The organism is Actinomadura rudentiformis, assembly GCF_008923185.1.
Classification (GTDB): domain Bacteria; phylum Actinomycetota; class Actinomycetes; order Streptosporangiales; family Streptosporangiaceae; genus Spirillospora; species Spirillospora rudentiformis.
Map to the genome: position 1 here is coordinate 378,550 of NZ_WBMT01000004.1, position 19,409 is coordinate 397,958.

Consider the following 19,409-nt stretch of genomic DNA (forward strand, 5'->3'; position numbering starts at 1 on the left):
TCGTAGGGCTGGCGTAGGTTCCACCGCATGAGGTGGGAGGAACACCTGGACTGCCCGCCCATGGTGCAACTGTCGGGCAGTCCGTCGCAGCCGGTCTACCTGCTGGCCTGGATCCGATCTGACGCCGACCCCACGTGGCGTGCGGTGGTCACCTATATCCAGCAGCACGATGACCAGCCACCCGAACGCGTGGTCGTCGACGTCGCCGGTGACCGGCTTTCGACGCTGATGCCGCCGGCCGCGTACGCCAACGTGCCACGGCTGCACCTCAACGCCAGCGGCGCGGTGCAACCCTGGCAGCGACCACCGGTATCGGACTCGTAGGCGAGCGTGCCGCCTGGGGATCCGCAGGAGGGCGGGCGGCGGCCGCCGAGCGGGTCACGATCGCTGCGGCGCCGTCACGGGATCTCTTCGATGCGGACGCCGGGCAGGGCGCGGTAGGCGTCGGGGGTGGCGGTGAGCACGGGCCAGCGGCGCCAGCGGGCCGACCAGGCGGCCTGGACGGTGTCCACGCTGATGTCGGGCGCGGTGGCGGCGAGGAGTCCGGTCTGCTGGGCGATGACGTCGTCCATGTCGTCGATGTGGACGACCTGCATTCCCGGAAGGCGTTCCAGCACGGGCCGGGCATGGTCGGGGACGAGTTGCCACGCGCGGGCGAGCCCGGCTGCGGGGATGACGATCGTGGCGTGCTGGGCGATGGAGGCGCGCAGCCTGGCCCGCACGTACACGGTCTTGCCCGTGGCCAGGTCCTGCAGAGCGGTCGCGTCGAAGACGTGACCGGTGATCACGCCACGTCCCGGTCGCGCCGTGCCTCGGTCATGCGTTCGACGAGGGCCTGTTCCTCGGGGCTGGGCGGGCCGAACAGCTCGTCCACGGTGGAGGCGTCCTGGAGATAGGCCAGCTGGAGCCGAGCACCCTCGGCCAGGAAACCCGACACCGAGGCGATCTTCTTGTCCTCGACCAGCGCCTGCAAGGTGTCGGCCAGCTCGTCGGGAAGCGTGATGTTGAGTCGCCGCATGGCGTCCACAATACACACTCCTCCTCCTCGGAGTGTGTATTGCAGCCCCGTCGCTGGGCGCGTCAGGGCTCCAGACCGGTGAGGTCGATGCGGGCCAGGCGGCCGGGGTCGGAGAGGATGTCGATCTCGATGATCTTCCCGTCGGCGACGGTGAAGCTCATGATCGAGATGAGGTCGCCGTCGATGGTGTTGACCAGGCCGGCGGTTCCGTTGACCACGGCGGGCCGGGCGGTCGAGACGGTGGCCATGCGGTGGAAGACGGCGACCTGCCCGGCCACCACGCGGGCGCCGCGCAGGACGGTCATGCCGTCGGCGCTGTCGCCGCGCAAGACCACGTCGGGGTGGAGGATGGCCAGCAGGTCGTCGAAGCTGCCACTGCGTGCGGCGGTCATGAAGGCGTCCACCAGGCGGCGTTGAATGGCCGGGTCGGGATCCGGCTTGGGGACGGCGCCCTGGACGTGCCGGCGAGCGCGGCTGGCGAGCTTGCGGGTCGCGACGGGTGTGCGTTCCATGATCGGGGCGATCTCGTCGAACGGCAGGCCGAACATGTCGTGCAGAACGAAGGCCAGCCGTTCGGCGGGACTGAGCGATTCCAGCACCACCAGCAGGGCCAGCCCGACCGAGTCGGACAGCAGCGCCTCCCGTTCGGGATCGGCACCCTCCTCACGGCTGACGACCGGGTCCGGCAGGTGCGGCTCCAGCGGGCTCTCCCGGCGGAGCCGACGGGTGCGCAGCATGTCCAGGCTGACCCGGCCGACCACCGTGGTGAGCCAGCCGCCGAGGTTGTCGATGGTGTCGTCGGCGCGGGCGAGCCGGAGCCAGGCCTCCTGAACGGCGTCGTCGGCGTCGCTCAGCGAACCGAGCATCTGGTACGCGACCGCCCTCAGACGTGGCCGGTGCTCCTCGAACCGCACGGCCAGGAAGTCACGCTCGTTCATGCTCGCCCCTCTCCTCGGCCGGCGCCTCCATGACGCAGCCGGTTGACGCCTCCATGACGCACGGGACCCGCGCGATGTGACCGCTTCGAGCATGTGACCCAAGTCACGGTCACACTTTCCGGCGCCGACGCGTCATGGCTCCGTTCCACCCGAATCTGACGAACGGAGCGGTAAATGATCGAGGTGAACGGGACCACGGCGGACGGTTTCGAGACGGTGCGCGAGGAGTTCGCCGCCGTGGCCGAGGAGGCAGGTGCCCAGCTTGAGGCAGGTGCCCAACTTGTGGCCTATGTCCGCGGCCGGAAGGTGGTGGATCTCTGGGCGGGCGACCGGATCACCGGTGACAGCCTGACCGGTGTCTACTCCTCCACCAAGGGCGCGGCGGTCCTGGTGACGGCGCTGCTGGTACAGGACGGGGAGCTGGAGCTGGACGAGCCCATCGTCCGGCACTGGCCTGAGTTCGGGGTCGGTGGCAAGGACCGCGTCACTCTGCGGGACGTCTTGGCCCACCGGTCCGGCGTGATCGGCGCCGACGGCGGGCTGAGCGCCGCGGAGCTGGCCGACGACCGGCTGATCGCGGAACGCCTCGCGGGTCAGCGGCCGTACTGGCGACCGGGCACGGCCTACGGCTACGGCGGTTTCGTCACGTTCGCGATCGTGGGCGAGGTGATCCGGCGCGTCACCGGCCGCACGCTCCAGGAACACTTCGACGACCGAGTCCGCGCCGTGTACGGGCTGGACCTGTACCTCGGCTTGCCGGAGGAACTGGAAGGTCGATACCGGGACATTTTGCCGGGGTTGGCCACCCCTGAAGAGCAGGCCGCCTTCTGGGCCACCGTGCCCGGCCCGCATAGCCTCCTCGGGATCGCCTACGGCCTCAACTCCGCACCGCCGCTGGACCAAGTGGCCTTCGCCAACACCCGCCAGGTGCGCGCGCTGGGCCAGGCATCGGCCGGTGGCGTGGGCAACGCCCGTGGTCTGGCGGGGATGTACGCGGCCGCGGTCTCCGGCCTGGACGGCCAGGCTCCGCTGCTCAAGCCCGGCACCCTCGCCGAGTTCGGCCAGCTCCACTCGACCGGCGGGGACCTGATCCGGGGTGCCGAGGGCAGCTACCTCCTCGGCTTCGAAGCCAAGGGCCTGCGCTACCCGTTCCTGAGCGCGCGGTCGTTCGGCCACGGCGGCTCAGCGGGCTCAGAGTCCTTCGCCGATCCGGTCAGCGGCATCGCCTTCGGCTACACCCGGCGCCGCTTCTCGTTCAACTGGACCTACCCCGAGCACGACCGGCTCGCCTCCGCAGTCCACCACGCCGCGACAGCCGTTCAGCAGGCGAACTCGACCGACCGGCACGCGGACTCGACCGGCCAGCAGACGGGCCCGGCCGACCAGCGCGCGGCCATCGCTTCTTGAGGAGATCGTGATGACCTCACACCTTGAACCACGTGCACCCAGGAGCGGGCTGGCACTGCTGGTGATCGCCGCCGCGCAGTTGCTGATCGTGATGGACGGCACCATCGTGACCGTCGGCCTGCCCGTCATCGGGACGGGACTGGGCATCGCCGAGGCCGACCTGAACTGGGTCCTGACCTCCTACGCACTGGCGTTCGGCGGGATGTTGCTGGCCGGAGGCCGCGCCGGTGACCTGTTCGGACGCCGCAGGCTGTTCCGGGCCGGACTGGTGGTGTTCCTGGTCGCGTCCCTGCTGGGCGGCGTGGCGCAGGACGGCACCGTGCTGATCGCCGCGCGGGTGCTGCAGGGCGTGGGCGGCGCGATCGTCGCCCCGGCCGCACTGTCCCTGCTGGCCGACACCTTCCCTGCCGGTCCCGCGCGCAACAAGGCACTGGGCGTGTACGGGGCGATGGGCGGGCTCGGTTCGGTGGTGGGCCTGCTGTTGGGTGGCGCCCTCACCGAATACCTGGGCTGGCGATGGATCATGTTCGTGAACGTTCCGTTCGCCCTCCTCGTGCTCGCCGGAACCGTCGCGGTGGTCCCCGGCACCCGGCAGCGCGGCGGCATCGACCTGCCCGGCGCGGTCACCGTCACCCTCGCGCTCGGCTCGCTGGTGTACGCGATCAACCGCGCCGGATCCGAGGGCCTGACCGACGGGCTCACCCTGGCCTTCGGCGCTGCCGCGCTGGTCCTGGCCGTGGCGTTCACCGCCATCCAGCGCGGCGTCCGCGACCCGATGCTCCCGTCCGCCGTCCTGGCCGACCGCGGCAGGCTCGGCGCCAACCTGGTCATGCTGCTCATGGGCGCGGGCCAGCTGGCCACGTTCTACTTCCTCACCCTCTACATGCAGTCGATCAAGAACTACTCCCCCATGCTCACCGGGCTGGCCTACCTGCCGTTCGCGATCGGCATCGGCATCGGCTCCGGCGTGGTCGGCCCTCGGCTCCAGGCTCGCGCGTCCGCACGGATCGTCCTGGCGACCGGTATGACCGTGGCCGCCGTAGCGATGGCCTGGTTCAGCCTCCTCAGCCCGGACCAGAACGCACTGGTCACGCTGCTGCCAGCCCAGCTCGTCGGAGGAATCGGCCTGGGCATCGGCTTCGTGGCGGCCACCATCAGCGGCGTTCAGGGCGTCGCCCCGCAGGACTCGGGGATCGCCGCAGGTCTCGTCAACACCAGCATGCAGATCGGTGGCGCGCTGGGCCTGGCGACCCTGTCGAGCATCGCCGTCAACGCCACCGGCGGCCAGCCTCCCGGAACGGCGATTCCAGAGGCGCTCACCAGCGGCTACACCACCGGCCTTCTCGGCGCAGGCGCGTTCTACCTGGCCGCCATCCTCGCCGCCGTCATCCTCGTGCGGCCGCGCCCAGCAAGCCAGCCCGAAAGGGCGCCCGCCACCCAAGAGACAACCCGTCTGTAATCGACCAGAGAGGAAACCCATCATGACCACGACCGAGCACGACGGCCGCCAGTCCCGGCTGCCCAACCCCGCAACCTTCGTCCCCGAGCTGGGAGAGATCGGCGGAGCCCTGTTCAAAGCCACCGGGAACGGATCGATTCCGCAGACCACGATCAGCCTGATGCAGCTGCGCGCCGGCCAGATCGTCGGCAACACCTATTTGACCGTTCTGCACACCGGCAACCTGCGCAAGGCCGGAGAGTCCGAGGAGCGCATCACCGCCGTGGCCTCTTGGCAGGACGCGCCCTACTTCACCGCTGCCGAACGCGTCGCGCTGGCACTGGTGGAGGCCGTCCTCACCGCCAACCCGCACGGCGAGCGCGTCCCCGACCAGTTGTACGCGCAGGCCACCGAGCACTACAACGACAAGGCGCTGACCACGCTTGCCATGGCGATCGGCCAGGTCTGCTTCTTCATCCCCCTCGCCGTCATAGGCAAGCCACTCCCGGGCGTCTCCCCCGCCCAGCAATGGAGAGAGTGACCCCACCAGCTCAAGGATCGTAGGTTCAAGTCCTGAGCAGACACATCTCCGCCCAGCACAGAGGCCGTTCTTGAGATGGCCTGAGGCTGGCTGGACGAGATCCCGTCCGATCGTCTTGATCGGACGGGATCTCGTGGTCCATGGGAAACGATCAACCGTTCGCTGGAAAAGCGATCTCCGAACGTGAACGTCGCCCCGTCAGACTGACTTGCGAACACCCCAACCCATCACTGCAAACTTGGCCTGTTTTGCTGGCGATCCCGCTAGCGTGCCGTTCGCTGGATCTCTTCAGGACACCTCGGAGAAGCCATGGCCGAGACGCGACCAAATCCCGAACCAAGTTCGGGACCGCTGCACGTTCAAAACAGAAGAACCGCAAGGCTGCACCCCTGGCTGCTGATTCTGTTCGTGCTCAACTTCGCCACCCTGATCCTGGCCGGAGTACTCTCCAACACGGTATTCGCCGATCCAGGGCCAATCATCAGCCTCATCTGGTGGGCGTGGCTGCTCCAACTGATCGCATCTGGGGCCTTCCTTATCTGGAGGCTGTCGCGTCCCCCTCGGCTTTATATCGGTCCAGAAGGGATCAAATTCAGCAACGGTCGCCTACAGGTCGCTTACAACTGGAGCGAGATCGCGTTCGTGACCATCGCCACCAGAAGGCATCTCTTTGGGCACAGGCCCACAGTGTGTCTGCGGTCACTCGATAATCTCGGTCCAGAGGTCGTGTTCGCCCAACATCTTTCCGGCAGCCCCAGCACGCTGCCCTTCCGCGACCAAGCAACCGGTTGGATCGTGGTCTGCAACATCGATCAGTTCGGGCTGCCAGCCGCGCACGTCCAGGAGGCGCTCGCACACTATGCCGGTCCGCGCATGCGTACCGGTGGCTGATGCTGTCCCCATGGTGCCATTGCGTGGAACGGACGAGACGATCGGCTGTACGCGACCCGGGTACCGCGGACGGGATGGCACGCTGGGAGCGTCCGTACAAGTTGGAGTGGCGCCGCATGTTTGCGGGGCTGTCAGCTGTCGGGCCAGACTCCGGCGATGTCGATCTCGTCTGCTGAGAGCCGGTAGAACAGCACGATCAGCTTGGTCCTGATGATGAAGGTGTCGGGGATCTCCGGGTCGGGTTCGGCGTCCTGCGGGCAGGGGTCGGCCATCAGGCCACCGGCGACCCGCTGGGCGTCCTTGAACATCTCGGTGGGAAGTTCCTGAAGCTGATCCCAGGCGGCGGCGAGCCAGCGGACGCTGCGCGGCACTATGCGGCGCCTTGGCCGCGTGCCTTGCGGGCGTCGCGGGCCGCGCGGTCGGCGTCGCTGGCCTCGATCATTTCCTCTGCGCTGGTGAAGGTCCGCAGTGGGGCGCCGGCATCGAGCTCGGTGAGCCGCTGACGGACGGTGCGGCGCATCTCTTCCTCGCGCAGGCGCTGGTATTCGTCGTATTGCTGGGGGGAGATGACGACGGCGGCGTCCTTGCCCCGGTCAGTGAGGGTGGTGGCCTGCTGGGCGTAGCGGGCCCGGCCGATGACGTCGGCCAGATGACCGCGCGCCTCACTGATCTTCATCCGATCCATGTACCTAAAGTACTTCATGTACATGAAGCCTGCTGGATGTCTTCGTGACGCCGAGACCCGGTGAGCCTGTCGAATTGAGCGTACGACCAGGCAAGACTGAAGGGATTGCATTGTGCTTGTTGCCTTTTCCGTGACTCCGCTGGGTGCCGGCGAGGACGTGGGTGAACTCGTAGCCGAGGCCGTACGTGTGGTCAGAGCCAGCGGACTGCCTAACCGCACCGACGCCATGTTCACGACTGTCGAGGGCGAGTGGGATGAGGTGATGGCCGTGATCAAGCGTGCGGCCGAGGCGGTCGCCGAACGGTCCCCTCGGGTGAGCCTGCTGATCAAGGCGGACATCCGTCCCGGCGTGACGGACGCGATGACGTCGAAGGTGGAGACGGTGGAGCGCTACCTGTCTGAGGACTAGGCGCCACTCGCTCACGTCGGCCGCCCAGCCGCTTGCTAAGCGGACCATGGTCCGGTAACGTCTCAGAGGACTTATCCGGACCATGGTCCGATTATCTGGAGGTAGCGACATGACCGCGCTCATCACCCGCGACGAACTGAAGGCCGCGATCGACGAGGGCACCGTGACAGTGGTCGATGCCCTCGGTGGCGAGTACCACGCCAAGCAGCACCTGCCCGGCGCCATCGCCTTGGTCCTGGCCGACGTGGACGAGCAGGCCCCTGTCGTGTTGCCCTATCGCGATGCCGCGATCGTCACCTACTGCTCCAACCCCGCGTGCTCCAACAGCGGGCAGGTCGCCGATCGGCTCACCGCTCTGGGCTACACCAACGTCCGCGCGTACCGCGAGGGCATCGAGGACTGGGTAGCCGCCGGCCACCCCACCGAGACCGCCTGACCCACGGGAGCGCGGCTGGGCAGCGTCTCAGCCGCGGGCCGGTCCTGCTAGGGCAAGGAATTCTTGGCGGGAGCGTGCATCGTGGCGGAGCAGGCCGTGCATGGTGGACGTCACGGTGGCCGATCCGGACGCGCGTACGCCCCGCATGGACATGCACAGGTGCTCGGCCTCAATGACGACGCCGACGCCCTTGGGAGCCAGGTGCTCGTCCAGCCAGTCGGCGACCTGCTTGGTCAGCCGTTCTTGGACCTGCAGGTCACGAGCGAACAGTTCGACCACGCGAGCCAGCTTCGACAAGCCAAGGATGCGCTCGCCGGGCAGGTAACCGACATGGGCGACGCCATGGAACGGCAGCAGATGGTGCTCGCACAGCGACTGCACCGGGATGTTCTTGGCCAGGACGAGCTCGTCGTAGCCTTCCTCGTTGGGAAACGTGGTCAGATTGAACTCGCGCGGGGTGAGCAGTTCGGCGTAGGCGGCGGCCACCCGCCGGGGTGTGTCGGCGAGATGCTCGCTCGCCGGGTCCTGGCCGAGGGCCATCAGCAGGTCGGCGACGGCGACCTGCGCGGCCTGCATGTCCATGCCGCCGACCACCCCCAGCCGCCGGTGCCGGGTGCCCGGCACCGGCGGCTGGGGGTCGGGTTCGGCGACGCTCATGCCACCGACCCGCGTTCCCGCTGAACGGACCTGTAGCGGACGGCCAGCCGGGACAGGGCGACCGCACCGGCCAGCAGCCCGGCGTCGCGCAAGGCCACGTCGTAGAAGTCCGGGATCGTCAGCAGGTTGACGATGATCCCGGCCAGCCACGCGGCGACCAGCAGGCCACCGAACCGCGGCGCCACCGCCACGACGATCCCGGCGACGATCTCGACCACGCCGACGGCGTACATGGCCTGCTGCGCGGTGCCCGGAACCAGGTCGTTGATCCACGGCGCCAGGTAGCTCGGCCAGTCGGCGAGCAGGCCGGTGAACTTGTCGAGCCCGAACACCACGGGCGCCACGCTGAACACCACGCGCAGCACCAGGTAGGCCTGGTAGCCCGGATCACTCAGCACGTCACGATCAGGTGCTCGCACGGACAGATGTGTGGTCATCGCGTCCTCCCTGTGTAACGACAACTCGTGTTAACGTTAGAACGTTGAGAGGATTTCTTCAAGAGAAATGGTTTTTAGAGATGGACGAGTCGCTGACCTCGCGTGTCTCGGCGGTGGCCGCGCTCGATGAGCCGACCCGGCGCAGGCTCTACGACTTCGTGGTGCGGCAACCGGCCCCTGTCACCCGCGACGCCGCCGCCGAGGCGCTGGGGTTGTCGCGCAGCACGGTGGTGTTCCACCTGGACCGGCTCGTCGGCCAGGGATTGCTGGAAGTGGTCTCCGAGCGCCGCACAGGCGGGCCCGGCGCCGGCCGCCCGTCCAAGCTGTACCGGCGCGCCGACCAGCAGATCGCGGTGTCGCTGCCCGACCGGCAGTACGAACTGGCCGGGCAGTTGCTGGCCACCGCCGTTCAGGAGGCCGACGCCACCGGCCGGTCACCGCGAACGATCCTGGAACGGCTCGCCCGCCAACTGGGTCAGGACATCGGCCGCGCCTCGCGTGACGCCCACCACGTGATGGAGGTGTTGGAGGACTTCGGATTCGAGCCACGCCGCCTCGACACCGAGATCATCCTGGGCAACTGCCCGTTCCACACCCTGGCGCAACAGCACACCGACCTGGTGTGCGGCATGAACCTGAGCCTGCTCACCGGACTGCTCGACGAACTGAACGCGACCGATCTGACCGCCCGCCTGCAACCCCAGCCCGGCCACTGCTGTGTCCGCCTCCAGCAGCAGGCCAACCCTTGACCAAAATGGAACGCCTGTCCGACGCAGTCGGCCATCAGCGTCCGAGGAGTGCGCGCAGGAAGAACGCGACGTTGGCTGGGCGTTCGCCCAGGCGCCGCATGAAGTACGGGTACCACTCGGTGCCGTAGGGAAGGTACACGCGTAGCCGCAGGCCTTGGTCCGCCAAGAGCTCCTGCAGCCGCGGGCGGACCCCGAAGAGCATCTGGAACTCGTAGTCCTTCGGCGTGCGCCCGGCCTCCTCGGCGAGGCGCGCGGCGATGGCGATCAGGCGTGCGTCGTGCGTGGCGACCATCGGATAGCCCTTCCCACGCATCAGGATCTTCAGGCAGCGCACGTACGAGACGTCCACCTGCGATTTGTCTTGATAGGCGACCGACGCCGGCTCGTCGTAGGCACCCTTGCAGAGCCGGATCCTTGAGCCCAGGGCCGAGAAGTCGGCGCAGTCGGCCTCCGTCCGCTTGAGATAGGACTGGAGAACGACTCCGGTGCCGGGGAAGTCGGCCAGCAGCGAGCGGACGATCTCCAGCGTGGAGTCGGTGGTCGTGTGATCCTCCATATCGACGGTGACCGTCGTCCCGGCCGCCGTCGCCGCTTCGCAGATACGCCGCGTGTTCTCGAGAGCGATCTTGTCCCCGTCCACCGGCAGGGCCTGGCCGAGAGCGGAGAGTTTCACCGAGACCTCCGCCGTGTCGGCCAGGCATTCGTCGTGGAGCCGCCGCAGCAGCATGCGGTAGGCCTCGACCGTGTGCTCCGCACGGGTGTGATCGAGTATTTCCTCGCCGAGATGGTCCAGCGAGATCAGCCGATCGCCGGCGAGATCGCGGACGACGCGTATGGCGTCGTCCACACCGGGACCGGCGATGAACCGGTCCACGACCGGCCGCATCACGGGAGTGCCTTCGACGACGGCCCGGCATGCGGACGAGCGGGACGCGGCGATCAATCCGGAGCGGAGCATGCCTGCTCCCCCTTTCTACAGCTGGTGGGGGTACCCCGAGGTGACGGGCGGACAGAAGTTCTCCTTGATCACCCGTGGGCTCGTCCAGCGCAGGAGGTTGTAGATCGAGCCGGCCTTGTCGTTGGTGCCGGAGGCCCGCGCCCCGCCGAACGGCTGCTGTCCCACGACCGCACCGGTGGGCTTGTCGTTGACGTAGAAGTTGCCGGCGGCGAACCGCAGCACCTCGCTCGCCCGCCGTACCGCGGCGCGGTCGTCGGCGATCACCGCGCCGGTCAGGCCGTACGGCGTGCCCTGGTCGACCTGGTGCAGCACCCGCTCGTAGTCCGCGTCGTCGTAGACGTGCACGGCGAGAACGGGCCCGAAGAATTCCGTGGTGAACACCTCGTGCGCCGGATCGTCGCCGACGATCACCGTCGGCCGCACGAAGAAGCCCACCGAGTCGTCGGCCGTTCCCCCGGCGACGACGTCCACGTCGGACGATTCCCGTGCCGCCTGGAGCACGCCGGCGAGCCGGTCGAAGGCGCGCCGGTCGATCACCGCACCCAGGAAGTTGCGGAAATCGGTGACGTCGCCCATCGGCAGCGAGTCCACCTCGGACAGCAGGTCGTCCTTCAGCCGCCCCCACACAGAGCGCGGGACGAAGGCGCGAGAGGCGGCCGAGCATTTCTGGCCCTGGAAGTCGAAGGCGCCGCGGACCAGGGCGGTGCGCAGCACGTCCACGTTCGCGGAGGCATGGGCCACCACGAAGTCCTTGCCGCCGGTTTCGCCCACCAGGCGCGGGTAACCGCGGTACTTCGCGATGTTCTGGCCCACGGTCGACCAGAGGTGCTGGAACGTCTTCGTGGACCCGGTGAAGTGGATTCCCGCGAGGTCGGGGTCGGCGAGCACCACGTCGGACACCGCGAGCCCGTCCCCGGTGACCAGGTTGATCACCCCGGGGGGCAGGCCGGCCTCCTCCAGCAGGCGCATGGTCAGGTGCGCCGCCAGTCCCTGCGTCGGCGACGGCTTCCAGATCACGGTGTTGCCCATGAGCGCGGGCGCGGTGGGCAGGTTTCCGGCGATGGCGGTGAAGTTGAACGGGGTGATCGCGTAGACGAAGCCCTCGAGCGGACGGTAGTCGAGGCGATTCCAGGTGCCGGGTGCGCTGAGCGGCTGTTCGGCGTGGATCGTGCGTGCGTAGTGCACGTTGAACCGCCAGAAGTCGGCGAGCTCGCACGCCGCGTCGATCTCGGCCTGGATGGCCGTCTTCGACTGTCCGAGCATGGTGGCCGCGTTGAGCCTGTCCCGCCAGGGCCCGGAGAGCAGGTCGGCCGCGCGCAGCAGGATCGCGGCGCGATCGTCGAATGGGGTGCGGCGCCAGTCCTCCGCCGCCGCCAGCGCGGCGGCGACGGCCGCCTTGGCGTCGTCGGGGGTCGCGTTGGCCATGGTGCCGAGCGTGTGGGCGTGGTCGTGCGGCTGCACCACGTCGATGCGGTCGCCGCCGGCCATCCGCTGCTCGCCGCCGATCGTGCAGGTCAGCTCGTGCTGGTGGCCGGCGAGCGCGGCCAGTGTCGTGGCCAGGCTCGCCCGTTGGGGTGAGTCCGGCGTGTACTCCCGCACGGGTTCGTTGCGGGGAGCGGGCGGATGAGTCGTGGCGTCCATGCGCATGAAGGTAAGGAAGCGCTGACCATTCGCGGATCGGACGATCGGCTACAGTTCGGGCGTGCTCCTTGTTCGATCGGACAACCCATGCTGAACGATGATCGATTGCCCAGCGGCGATCGATTGCCCAGCGGCGATCGGTCGCGAGGCGATGATCGATTGCTGAGCGACGATCGCCTGCTCAGCGACGATCACCTGCTGAGCGACGATCTCTTGCCGAGCGAGCCCTGGACGACGTTGCGGCAGTTGCTGGTCGCGGTCGGCGAGCCGCTGATGGAGCTGGACGCCGGCAGCCTCGACGTCACGGTCCGCGGCGTCGCGCTCCTTGACCCCGATGACGATCTGAGCAGTTGCCCCGGGGAGCTGGTGCTGGTCATCGGCGCGCGCGGCCGGGAAGCCGCCCGATACGTCCGCATGGCGGCGCGGGCCGGCGCGTCCGCGGTCGCCGTCAAGGCCGCAGGCAGGGCGGATGACCTGGGCGCCGTCGCGGAGGACGCCGGGGTGGCGCTGCTCACCGTGCAGCCACAGGTGCGGTGGGATCAGCTGCAGGCGCTGGTCCGTGAAGTGCTCGAAGGCGCGAGGCTGGCCGCCGAGTCCGATGTCGAGCACGGTGACCTGTTCACGCTGGCGCAGACCGTCGCCGTGCTTGCCGGAGGCGCGGTGAGCATCGAGGACACGGGCAGCCGGGTGCTCGCCTACTCGCGTTCCGACAACGAGATCGACGAGATGCGCAGGTTGTCGATCCTTGGCTGGGAAGGGCCGAAGCAATACCTGGCGCTGCTGCGCGAGTGGGGTGTGTTCCACCGGCTGCGGTCCAGCGAGAACGTGGTGCGTGTCGACGAGCGGCCCGAACTGGGCATCCGGCGGCGCCTGGCCATCGGGATCCGCGCGGGCGAACGGCATCTCGGCACGATCTGGGTGCAGGAGGGCGACCGGCCCTTCGCCGAGCATGCCGAGAGCGCTCTGCTCGGTGCTGCGCGGATCGCCGCCGTGCACCTGCTACGGCGGCGCGGCTCGCCTGGCGTCCGATCGCCGCAGGATCTGGTGGTCGGCCTGCTCGAAGGGCGGATCAGCGCCGACCTGGTCGCCGGGCAGCTCGGCCTCGATCCGTCCGCGTCGGCGATCGTGCTCGCCTTCGCGCCGCGTGAGGTCGAGCATGACCGCTCCGAGCACGAGCTGCGCCAGCTGGAGACCGGCAACGTCGTATCCGTGCACGCGACGTCCTACCGCCGCGGCGCGCTCGTCGGCACGCTCGGCTCACGGGTGTACGCCGTGCTGCCCGAGGTGCCGACCGGTGCGGCGGAACCGGCGTTGACGGCGCTCGCCGAGCACGTCATAGCCGTCCTCGGGCGGGCCGGCACGCGGGCCCAGGCGGCCATCGGGTCGCCCGTGCCCACCCTCGCCGAGGTCGTCATGTCCCGCTCGGAAGCCGACAGGGTGCTCGACACGATGGCCCGCACACCGGACCGGGACATGGCGACGATCGGCGATCTTCGTTCGGAGGTGCTGCTCGCGGAGACGCTGGCCCTGCTGGAGGCCAACCCGGATCTCCGTGACCCGGCGGTCACCGCCCTGGTCGAGCACGACGCCGCGCACGGCACGGAACTCGTGACCTCGCTGCTGGCCTATCTCGACGCGCTGGGCGACGTCCGGGCCGCGGCAGACCGGCTCCACATCCACCCGAACACACTGCGGTACCGGATCCGCCGCGCCACGGCGGTCACCGGCCTCGACCTCGCGGATCCTGGGGGGCGCCTCTTCTGCCACCTCCAACTCATGCTCGTCACCCGCTCGTCCGGCCCATAGGACCCGCGCGGTCCTATGGGCCGGTCCGAGCGGCGACACGTCGCCGTCCGGTCAGTGACCTTGCCGATGGCCGGTCGGGTCAGCGATCGGCGTCGATGTCCCGTCGGCGATTGGCGAGCAATGACCTGCGCCGTCCGTAGGCGAAATAGAAGAGGATCCCGGCGGCGAACCAGAAGGAGAAGCGCAGCCAGGTCTCCGCTGTCAGGAAGGTGATCAGCCAGAGGGAGAACACCACGCCGATGATGGGCACCACCGGCATCCCCGGGCAGCGGAACTCGCGCGGCAGGTCCGGCCTGCGGTAGCGGAGCACGATGACCGCGACGCAGACCACCACGAACGCGAGCAGAATCCCGATGTTGGTGAGCTCGGCGGCCTCACCGATCGGCAGCAACCCCGCGATCACCGCCGAAGCGCAGCCCAGGATCCAGGTGATCCGCGTCGGTGCCTTCTTGGTCGGGTGCGTCTTGCCCAGCCAGCCCGGCAACAGGCCGTCGCGGCTCATCGAGAAGCCGACCCTGGCCGCCCCCATCAGGAAGGTGAAGAGCACGGTGAGGATGCCGAGGATGGCGCCCACGGCGATGATCGCGCCCAGCCACCCCATGCCGGCCGAGTCGAACGCGCTGGAGAACGCGGCCTCACTGTCGATCTTCGTGTAGTTGACCATGCCGGTGAGGACGAGGCAGGCCAGGACGTAGAGCACCATGGAGATGCCCAGCGAGTACATGATCGCCTTGGGCATGTGCTTGCGGGAGTCCACGGACTCCTCGGCGGCGGTGCTCATCGCGTCGTATCCGAACACCGCGAAGAACACCGTCGCGGCGCCGGTCATCGCCCCGGACCAGCCGAAGGGCGCGAAGGGCTGGTAGTTGCCGGCGTGGATGTGGAACGCGCCAACCGTGATCACCAGGAGCACCACGCCGATCTTGAGGTACACCAGCAGGGTCTCGAACCGCGCCGCACCGCGCATGCCCTGGTTGAGGATGTAGGCGACCAGCAGGCACAGCAGCATCGCGAACAGATTGACCTTGTACGAGCCCGGAGCGACTCCCTCCGGCTCCGTGCCCGGGGCTCCCAGCATCCAGTTCGGCAGTGAGATGTGCATGAAGCCGAGCAGATCGTTGAAGTAGCCGGAGATCCCGATGGCCACGACCGCGACGATCGCGGTGTACTCCAGCAGCAGGTCCCAGCCGATGGCCCAGCCGACGATCTCTCCGAGCACCACATAGCCATAGGTGTAGGCCGATCCGGCGCGCGGGATGAGTCCGGCGAACTCGGCGTACGAGAACGCGGCGGCCGCGCTGGCGATGCCGGCGATCAGGAACGAGATCAGCACCGCGGGCCCGGCCGTATCGTGGGCGACGGCTCCGGCGAGAGAGAAGATCCCCGCACCGATGATGCCGCCGATCCCGATGGCGGTGAGCTGCCACAGGCCGAGCGTGCGTTGCAGCCCGTTCGACTCCACATCGTCGTCGATGAGCTCGATCGGTTTCCGGCGCAAGACTCCCGTACGGGGCTTGGGCAATGTCGAAGACATGCGTCTCCTCTCGAAGGCGGCCAGTCGGCGGGGTCCGAAACGCCCGATCGACGGGGACGATGTCGGACGACGTTAGCCAGGTCACAGAGGCTTCGATGTGTTCAGCTGGTCAACGTTGCCCTCGCCAACTTGACCGATCGGACAAACGACACCCGTCCCACGGCCGCAAAAGCCTCCACCGAGGCGCCATCGGACCCACGGCCGGGAGCGAGCCCGGGCCGCGCCCGTACGAGTTTCCGGGGTGAAATGCTCGTCCGTTGGCGGACATGTGGTGGTCGTCCGGTCCGTACGGCGAGAGGAAAGCACACGTGTCAGCCATTCCGGAGGCTTCACATCCACCTGATGAACGGAGACGCCGCTTCGAGCAGGTCTATGCCGCCCACCGGGGCAAGATCCTCGCCTACGCGCTGCGCCGCACGGCCGATCCGCAGGACGCGGCCGACATCCTCGCCGAGACCTTCCTGATCGCTTGGCGGAAGCTGGACGACGTGCCGCGCGGCGAGGAGGCCCGGCTCTGGTTGTACGGCGTCGCGCGCCGCGTACTGGCCAACCATCATCGGGGCGAACGCCGCCGGTCGGCACTGGTCGGTGACCTGGCCGGGCAGCTGCGAATCGATCTCGCGATGCACCGCCCGCCCCAGCAGGAGGGCGAACTGGCCGCGATCGCGGCGGCGTTCGGCGAACTCTCCGAGGACGACCGGGAGCTGCTGTCCCTGGTCGGCTGGGAGGGCCTCGACCACGGCGAGATCGCGGCCGTGCTGGGCTGCTCGCGCAACGCGGTGCGGATCCGGCTGTATCGGGCCCGCCGCCGGTTCGCCCGCGGACTCGACCTGCACGGAGCCCACGCCCCGCGCAACCACGCACTGTCGGCAGCGGTCATCAACGGAGAACGCTCATGAACCACGACATCGACACCCTCACCAACCGCATCAACCCGGTCACCGACGCCCGCGCCGCCGAACTGCTCACCGACGAAACGGCCGCCGACCTTGCCAGGCGGATCACCACCGCCACCGCCGAGGCCGACGAACTCCCCGCCACCCCGGCTCGGACCCGCGGCCGGCGCAGACTGACCATCGGGCTGCCCCTGCTGGCCACGGGCGTGGCCGGCGCGGTGGTCGCCGTCTCGCTCGTCACGCAGTCCGAGGACTCCGGTGGGCCCGTCCGGCTCACGCCGACGCAGGCCACGCAGGGACAGATCAAGCTGGCCTCCGCGCTCAGCTTCACCCGGAAGGACCGCTACCTCGATGTGCGCGTCCGCGACCCGTACGCCGACCCCAAGCGGTACAGGGCGGAGTTCGCCCAGCACGGCCTGAACGTCAGCCTGAGCCTGGTGCCCGTCTCGCCTTCGATGGTGGGCACCGTCGTGATGCAGGACACCAGCGAGGGGACGCGTCCCGGCGACATCACCGACCTGCGCGTCAAGGGTGCCTGCGAGGTGCCCAGCGGCGGGAACGACTGCACGGTGGGTGTGCGGATCCGGACCGGCTACAAGGGCAGCGCCGCCATCGTCTTCGGCCGCGCCGCGCGCCGCGGTGAGAAGTACGAGAGCACCGCTCAGCCGGACGCGCGCGGAGAGGCCATGCACGGGATGGTGTACCGCAAGCGGCATGTGTCACAGGTGCTGGCCGCGCTGAAGAAGCGGGACATCACCGTCCCCGAGTACCGCGTCATGGTGGGCAACGAAAGCCAGGTCCGCTATCCGGGGCAGGTCCCGGGGAACTGGTACGTCCACAGCGCCGTCCCGTGGGCGGACGGTCAGGTGATGCTCTTCGTCGGCCCCAAGCCCACCGAGGCGCAGCGGCCGAACTCCTCACCGCCGGGGGTCCCGGTCCAGCCCAGCTCCCCGCCGCAGGTCACCCCCAGCGCGACCCCCACGACCTGATCGTCGAGACCGGCCCGCCGGACGCCCCGTTCCCCCGCCTGGGAACGGGGCGTCCGGCATTGAAATGATCTTCCAGACCCGGACATGTCCTCCGTGTGGCCGGCGCGATCCGCCGGCCGTTTCCATGGAGGGAGATCCCTTGACCAAGAAGAAGACACTCGCCTTGACCGCGACAGCGGTCGCAGCCGTCACCGCGGGCGCGGTGGGGGCCGCGGTGCTGAGCGGTCCGGACCAGGTGAGCGCGGGTCGGGCGGCGGGCCATGCCGCGGCGGCCGATCGAGCTGCGGCACAGGCCTCCACGCAGACGCCGCAAAGCCTCCGTGACCGCTATCCGCACGGCCTTCGGCATGACGCGGTGACCAAGGGCGTGCAACGCCCGGCGAAGGCTCGGCGGCTGAGCGCCCAGGCAGGCGTCCAGGTCACGCTCGATGTGCTCGATCGGCATGGCAAGCCCGCCGCGAGCCAGACGCTCGTGGAGTTCTACCCGCTGACCGGTGACGACCCGTTCTACACCGACCTGCAGAACGGCCACGCCGAAGGTGAGCTTCCAGCGGGCCAGTACGCCGTGCTGACCCGCGTCGCCACGGCCGAGCAGGACGGCACGACGTCGTCGGCCCTGGTCTACCGGCCCAAGGTGGCGATCACCAAAGCCGCCAAGCTCGTGCTCGACGCACGCGAGGCCAAGCCCATCGCGGCAACGGTCGATCGCGCCGATGCCAGACTCCTGTCCGGCGAAGTACGCGTCGTGCAGAAGATCGCGGGCCGGCCTGTCGTCACATCGTCGATGATGGAGCTCAAGGACGCCTACATCACGCCGACCGGGTCCACGCCGGGCCTGGCCCTCGACCTTCAGGCCGTCTTCACGCGCAAGGGCGCCGAGACCGGCAGCCCGTACGTCTACAACATCGTGAATCGGCAGGCGGGCGGGGTGCCGCAGAAGCCAGGCCTGCACGTGCGCACCAAGGATCTGGCTGCGGTGAGGACCGCGTACGGCACCGAGGGGCGTCCGGTCTGCGTCGGCGGTCACGCCTCGCCGCTCTGGACGGAGGGCGGTATCAGAATCGGCTTCTACACCGGCGTGGGTGCGGGCCCCATCGCTCGTACCGAGTACTACTCGCCCGGCATCACGTGGGACATCGACTGGATGAACACCACGCCGGACTGCGGCTTCGAATTCGACACGACGGAGGTGTGGAGAAGCGAGGAGCGCTTCCCGAAGGCGGGCTCGTACCAGCGTCGCCTCACCCCTGCCCCATTCGGCCCGCGCAACGGGGTCGTCATCTGGAACGAGAACGAGGGCGGCGAGCCGGCACTGGCGATCGGCACGCACTCGACGGGCGCGGGCACGAGCGTCATGGCACCGTACCCCGGGGCGACCGGCACCTCGGTCCTGCGTGAGGCGAGCGGAAAGATCGTCTACACCTACGACCAGCCCGGCGCCGCCTGGAACTGGCCCGTACCCAAGCCGGGAAAGTACAGCCTCACAGTGGACGAGGAGCGCGCCGCCCCGTTCTCGCCCCTCGCTGTCCGCCAGCACGTCGTGTGGCACTTCGCCGTACGGGACGACAAAGTCATCAAGCTGCCGTCCCTCACCTACCGCACTCCGCTCGACGCCCAGTCGAGGGCCAAGGCGGGGGCTCGCCAGCAAGTGACCATGACGACCGCCCGTACGGGCACCGCCGCCCCGAAGCTGTGGGCCTCCTCCGATGACGGCAAGACCTGGAAGGCCGTCACGGTGACCCGCAACGGCAACGCATGGGTGGCGACCCTGACCAACCCGAAGGTCGGCTTTGTCTCCCTGCGGGCGGCCGTCGCCGGGGTCATCGACCAGACCGTGATCCGGGCCTACGCCGTTCACGGATAAAGAGCCCCACTCCGTTCACGGATAAGGAGCCCACGCCGTTCACCGATAAGGAGCCCCGCGCCGTTCACAGGCGGGGAAGCGGGCGAGGATCTCGGGCTTGAGCAGGCTCTTGGCT

22 protein-coding genes are annotated in these 19,409 nt (G+C 68.9%); 12 read left to right on the forward strand and 10 right to left on the reverse strand.

Annotated elements, in window-relative coordinates; translation table 11 throughout:
- Positions 1-27: 27 nt before the first annotated feature.
- Positions 28-324 (forward strand): hypothetical protein, encoded by a 297-nt coding sequence (locus F8566_RS11055; RefSeq protein ID WP_151560055.1) that lies wholly within the window; start codon positions 28-30, stop codon positions 322-324.
- A gap of 74 nt (positions 325-398) precedes the next feature.
- Here F8566_RS11055 and F8566_RS11060 read toward each other — a convergent pair whose 3' ends face one another.
- From F8566_RS11060 to F8566_RS11070, 3 genes are all read right to left on the reverse strand, one after another.
- Positions 399-788 (reverse strand): hypothetical protein, encoded by a 390-nt coding sequence (locus F8566_RS11060; protein ID WP_151560056.1) that lies wholly within the window; start codon positions 786-788, stop codon positions 399-401.
- Positions 785-1,018, reverse strand: a complete 234-nt coding sequence (locus F8566_RS11065) for a ribbon-helix-helix domain-containing protein (protein ID WP_151560057.1) — start codon at positions 1,016-1,018, stop codon at positions 785-787. Before F8566_RS11065 ends, F8566_RS11060 begins: the two co-directional genes overlap by 4 nt.
- Positions 1,019-1,080: 62 nt before the next feature.
- Positions 1,081-1,956, reverse strand: a complete 876-nt coding sequence (locus F8566_RS11070) for a sigma-70 family RNA polymerase sigma factor (protein WP_151560058.1) — start codon at positions 1,954-1,956, stop codon at positions 1,081-1,083.
- Between the two features lie 174 nt (positions 1,957-2,130).
- Between F8566_RS11070 and F8566_RS11075 the strand changes: the two genes are divergently transcribed.
- From F8566_RS11075 to F8566_RS11090, 4 genes are all read left to right on the forward strand, one after another.
- Positions 2,131-3,363, forward strand: coding sequence for a serine hydrolase domain-containing protein (locus tag F8566_RS11075; protein ID WP_151560059.1), 1,233 nt, complete (start codon positions 2,131-2,133; stop codon positions 3,361-3,363).
- A gap of 10 nt (positions 3,364-3,373) precedes the next feature.
- Complete coding sequence (locus F8566_RS11080; RefSeq protein ID WP_151560060.1) at positions 3,374-4,822, forward strand: MFS transporter; 1,449 nt, start codon at positions 3,374-3,376, stop codon at positions 4,820-4,822.
- 22 nt (positions 4,823-4,844) lie between these two features.
- Positions 4,845-5,342: a carboxymuconolactone decarboxylase family protein gene (locus tag F8566_RS11085; RefSeq protein ID WP_151560061.1), complete on the forward strand. Its 498-nt coding sequence runs from the start codon at positions 4,845-4,847 to the stop codon at positions 5,340-5,342.
- A 309-nt stretch (positions 5,343-5,651) separates the two neighbouring features.
- Complete coding sequence (locus F8566_RS11090) at positions 5,652-6,233, forward strand: hypothetical protein (RefSeq protein WP_151560062.1); 582 nt, start codon at positions 5,652-5,654, stop codon at positions 6,231-6,233.
- A gap of 131 nt (positions 6,234-6,364) precedes the next feature.
- Here the strand turns inward: F8566_RS11090 and F8566_RS11095 are convergent, their stop codons facing one another.
- Positions 6,365-6,604 carry a hypothetical protein gene (locus tag F8566_RS11095; protein ID WP_151560063.1) on the reverse strand — a complete coding sequence of 80 codons (240 nt, stop codon included), beginning with the start codon at positions 6,602-6,604 and terminating at the stop codon, positions 6,365-6,367.
- Positions 6,604-6,918, reverse strand: coding sequence for a type II toxin-antitoxin system Phd/YefM family antitoxin (locus F8566_RS49800; RefSeq protein WP_192809632.1), 315 nt, complete (start codon positions 6,916-6,918; stop codon positions 6,604-6,606). The genes F8566_RS11095 and F8566_RS49800 overlap by 1 nt, the downstream gene beginning before the upstream one ends.
- 112 nt (positions 6,919-7,030) lie before the next feature.
- Here F8566_RS49800 and F8566_RS11105 point away from each other — a divergent pair, with 112 nt between their 5' ends.
- Together F8566_RS11105 and F8566_RS11110 are read left to right on the forward strand one after the other, a co-directional pair.
- On the forward strand, positions 7,031-7,327 hold the full coding sequence (locus F8566_RS11105; protein WP_151560065.1) for an MTH1187 family thiamine-binding protein: 297 nt from the start codon (positions 7,031-7,033) through the stop codon (positions 7,325-7,327).
- A gap of 109 nt (positions 7,328-7,436) precedes the next feature.
- Positions 7,437-7,763: a rhodanese-like domain-containing protein gene (locus F8566_RS11110; RefSeq protein WP_151560066.1), complete on the forward strand. Its 327-nt coding sequence runs from the start codon at positions 7,437-7,439 to the stop codon at positions 7,761-7,763.
- Positions 7,764-7,790: 27 nt separating this feature from the next.
- On the opposite strand, the gene folE is transcribed toward F8566_RS11110, so the two are convergent.
- Complete coding sequence (folE, locus tag F8566_RS11115; protein ID WP_225993064.1) at positions 7,791-8,345, reverse strand: GTP cyclohydrolase I FolE; 555 nt, start codon at positions 8,343-8,345, stop codon at positions 7,791-7,793.
- Between the two features lie 71 nt (positions 8,346-8,416).
- Positions 8,417-8,857: a DoxX family membrane protein gene (locus tag F8566_RS11120; RefSeq protein ID WP_151560068.1), complete on the reverse strand. Its 441-nt coding sequence runs from the start codon at positions 8,855-8,857 to the stop codon at positions 8,417-8,419.
- Between the two features lie 80 nt (positions 8,858-8,937).
- On the opposite strand from F8566_RS11120, the gene F8566_RS11125 reads away from it, so the two are divergent.
- On the forward strand, positions 8,938-9,606 hold the full coding sequence (locus tag F8566_RS11125; protein WP_151560069.1) for a helix-turn-helix transcriptional regulator: 669 nt from the start codon (positions 8,938-8,940) through the stop codon (positions 9,604-9,606).
- A gap of 34 nt (positions 9,607-9,640) precedes the next feature.
- Here F8566_RS11125 and F8566_RS11130 read toward each other — a convergent pair whose 3' ends face one another.
- Both F8566_RS11130 and pruA read right to left on the reverse strand, forming a co-directional pair.
- The gene (locus tag F8566_RS11130) at positions 9,641-10,564 is read right to left on the reverse strand and encodes a proline dehydrogenase family protein (protein WP_151560070.1); all 924 of its coding nucleotides are present in this window, start codon (positions 10,562-10,564) and stop codon (positions 9,641-9,643) included.
- A 15-nt stretch (positions 10,565-10,579) separates the two neighbouring features.
- On the reverse strand, positions 10,580-12,205 hold the full coding sequence (gene pruA, locus F8566_RS11135) for an L-glutamate gamma-semialdehyde dehydrogenase (protein WP_151560071.1): 1,626 nt from the start codon (positions 12,203-12,205) through the stop codon (positions 10,580-10,582).
- Between the two features lie 159 nt (positions 12,206-12,364).
- Here pruA and F8566_RS11140 point away from each other — a divergent pair, with 159 nt between their 5' ends.
- Complete coding sequence (locus F8566_RS11140; protein ID WP_318836403.1) at positions 12,365-14,011, forward strand: PucR family transcriptional regulator; 1,647 nt, start codon at positions 12,365-12,367, stop codon at positions 14,009-14,011.
- Between the two features lie 79 nt (positions 14,012-14,090).
- Here the strand turns inward: F8566_RS11140 and F8566_RS11145 are convergent, their stop codons facing one another.
- Positions 14,091-15,545, reverse strand: coding sequence for an amino acid permease (locus tag F8566_RS11145; RefSeq protein ID WP_151560072.1), 1,455 nt, complete (start codon positions 15,543-15,545; stop codon positions 14,091-14,093).
- A 317-nt stretch (positions 15,546-15,862) separates the two neighbouring features.
- Here F8566_RS11145 and F8566_RS11150 point away from each other — a divergent pair, with 317 nt between their 5' ends.
- From F8566_RS11150 to F8566_RS11160, 3 genes are all read left to right on the forward strand, one after another.
- Positions 15,863-16,444, forward strand: a complete 582-nt coding sequence (locus tag F8566_RS11150; protein WP_404800291.1) for an RNA polymerase sigma factor — start codon at positions 15,863-15,865, stop codon at positions 16,442-16,444.
- The gene (locus F8566_RS11155; protein ID WP_151560073.1) at positions 16,441-17,430 is read left to right on the forward strand and encodes a hypothetical protein; all 990 of its coding nucleotides are present in this window, start codon (positions 16,441-16,443) and stop codon (positions 17,428-17,430) included. Before F8566_RS11150 ends, F8566_RS11155 begins: the two co-directional genes overlap by 4 nt.
- A gap of 139 nt (positions 17,431-17,569) precedes the next feature.
- Positions 17,570-19,294 (forward strand): hypothetical protein, encoded by a 1,725-nt coding sequence (locus F8566_RS11160; RefSeq protein ID WP_151560074.1) that lies wholly within the window; start codon positions 17,570-17,572, stop codon positions 19,292-19,294.
- The last annotated feature ends 115 nt before the right edge of the window (positions 19,295-19,409 follow it).

What these genes read in the sequence shown, in the direction of transcription:
- F8566_RS11055 (WP_151560055.1), top strand. Translation starts at nt 28, where the DNA reads ATGAGGTGGGAGGAACACCTGGACTGCCCGCCCATGGTGCAACTGTCG.
- F8566_RS11065 (WP_151560057.1), bottom strand. Translation starts at nt 1,018, where the DNA reads ATGCGGCGACTCAACATCACGCTTCCCGACGAGCTGGCCGACACCTTG.
- F8566_RS11070 (WP_151560058.1), bottom strand. Translation starts at nt 1,956, where the DNA reads ATGAACGAGCGTGACTTCCTGGCCGTGCGGTTCGAGGAGCACCGGCCA.
- F8566_RS11075 (WP_151560059.1), top strand. Translation starts at nt 2,131, where the DNA reads ATGATCGAGGTGAACGGGACCACGGCGGACGGTTTCGAGACGGTGCGC.
- F8566_RS11080 (WP_151560060.1), top strand. Translation starts at nt 3,374, where the DNA reads ATGACCTCACACCTTGAACCACGTGCACCCAGGAGCGGGCTGGCACTG.
- F8566_RS11085 (WP_151560061.1), top strand. Translation starts at nt 4,845, where the DNA reads ATGACCACGACCGAGCACGACGGCCGCCAGTCCCGGCTGCCCAACCCC.
- F8566_RS11090 (WP_151560062.1), top strand. Translation starts at nt 5,652, where the DNA reads ATGGCCGAGACGCGACCAAATCCCGAACCAAGTTCGGGACCGCTGCAC.
- F8566_RS49800 (WP_192809632.1), bottom strand. Translation starts at nt 6,918, where the DNA reads ATGGATCGGATGAAGATCAGTGAGGCGCGCGGTCATCTGGCCGACGTC.
- F8566_RS11110 (WP_151560066.1), top strand. Translation starts at nt 7,437, where the DNA reads ATGACCGCGCTCATCACCCGCGACGAACTGAAGGCCGCGATCGACGAG.
- folE (WP_225993064.1), bottom strand. Translation starts at nt 8,345, where the DNA reads ATGGACATGCAGGCCGCGCAGGTCGCCGTCGCCGACCTGCTGATGGCC.
- F8566_RS11120 (WP_151560068.1), bottom strand. Translation starts at nt 8,857, where the DNA reads ATGACCACACATCTGTCCGTGCGAGCACCTGATCGTGACGTGCTGAGT.
- F8566_RS11125 (WP_151560069.1), top strand. Translation starts at nt 8,938, where the DNA reads ATGGACGAGTCGCTGACCTCGCGTGTCTCGGCGGTGGCCGCGCTCGAT.
- F8566_RS11130 (WP_151560070.1), bottom strand. Translation starts at nt 10,564, where the DNA reads ATGCTCCGCTCCGGATTGATCGCCGCGTCCCGCTCGTCCGCATGCCGG.
- pruA (WP_151560071.1), bottom strand. Translation starts at nt 12,205, where the DNA reads ATGGACGCCACGACTCATCCGCCCGCTCCCCGCAACGAACCCGTGCGG.
- F8566_RS11145 (WP_151560072.1), bottom strand. Translation starts at nt 15,545, where the DNA reads ATGTCTTCGACATTGCCCAAGCCCCGTACGGGAGTCTTGCGCCGGAAA.
- F8566_RS11155 (WP_151560073.1), top strand. Translation starts at nt 16,441, where the DNA reads ATGAACCACGACATCGACACCCTCACCAACCGCATCAACCCGGTCACC.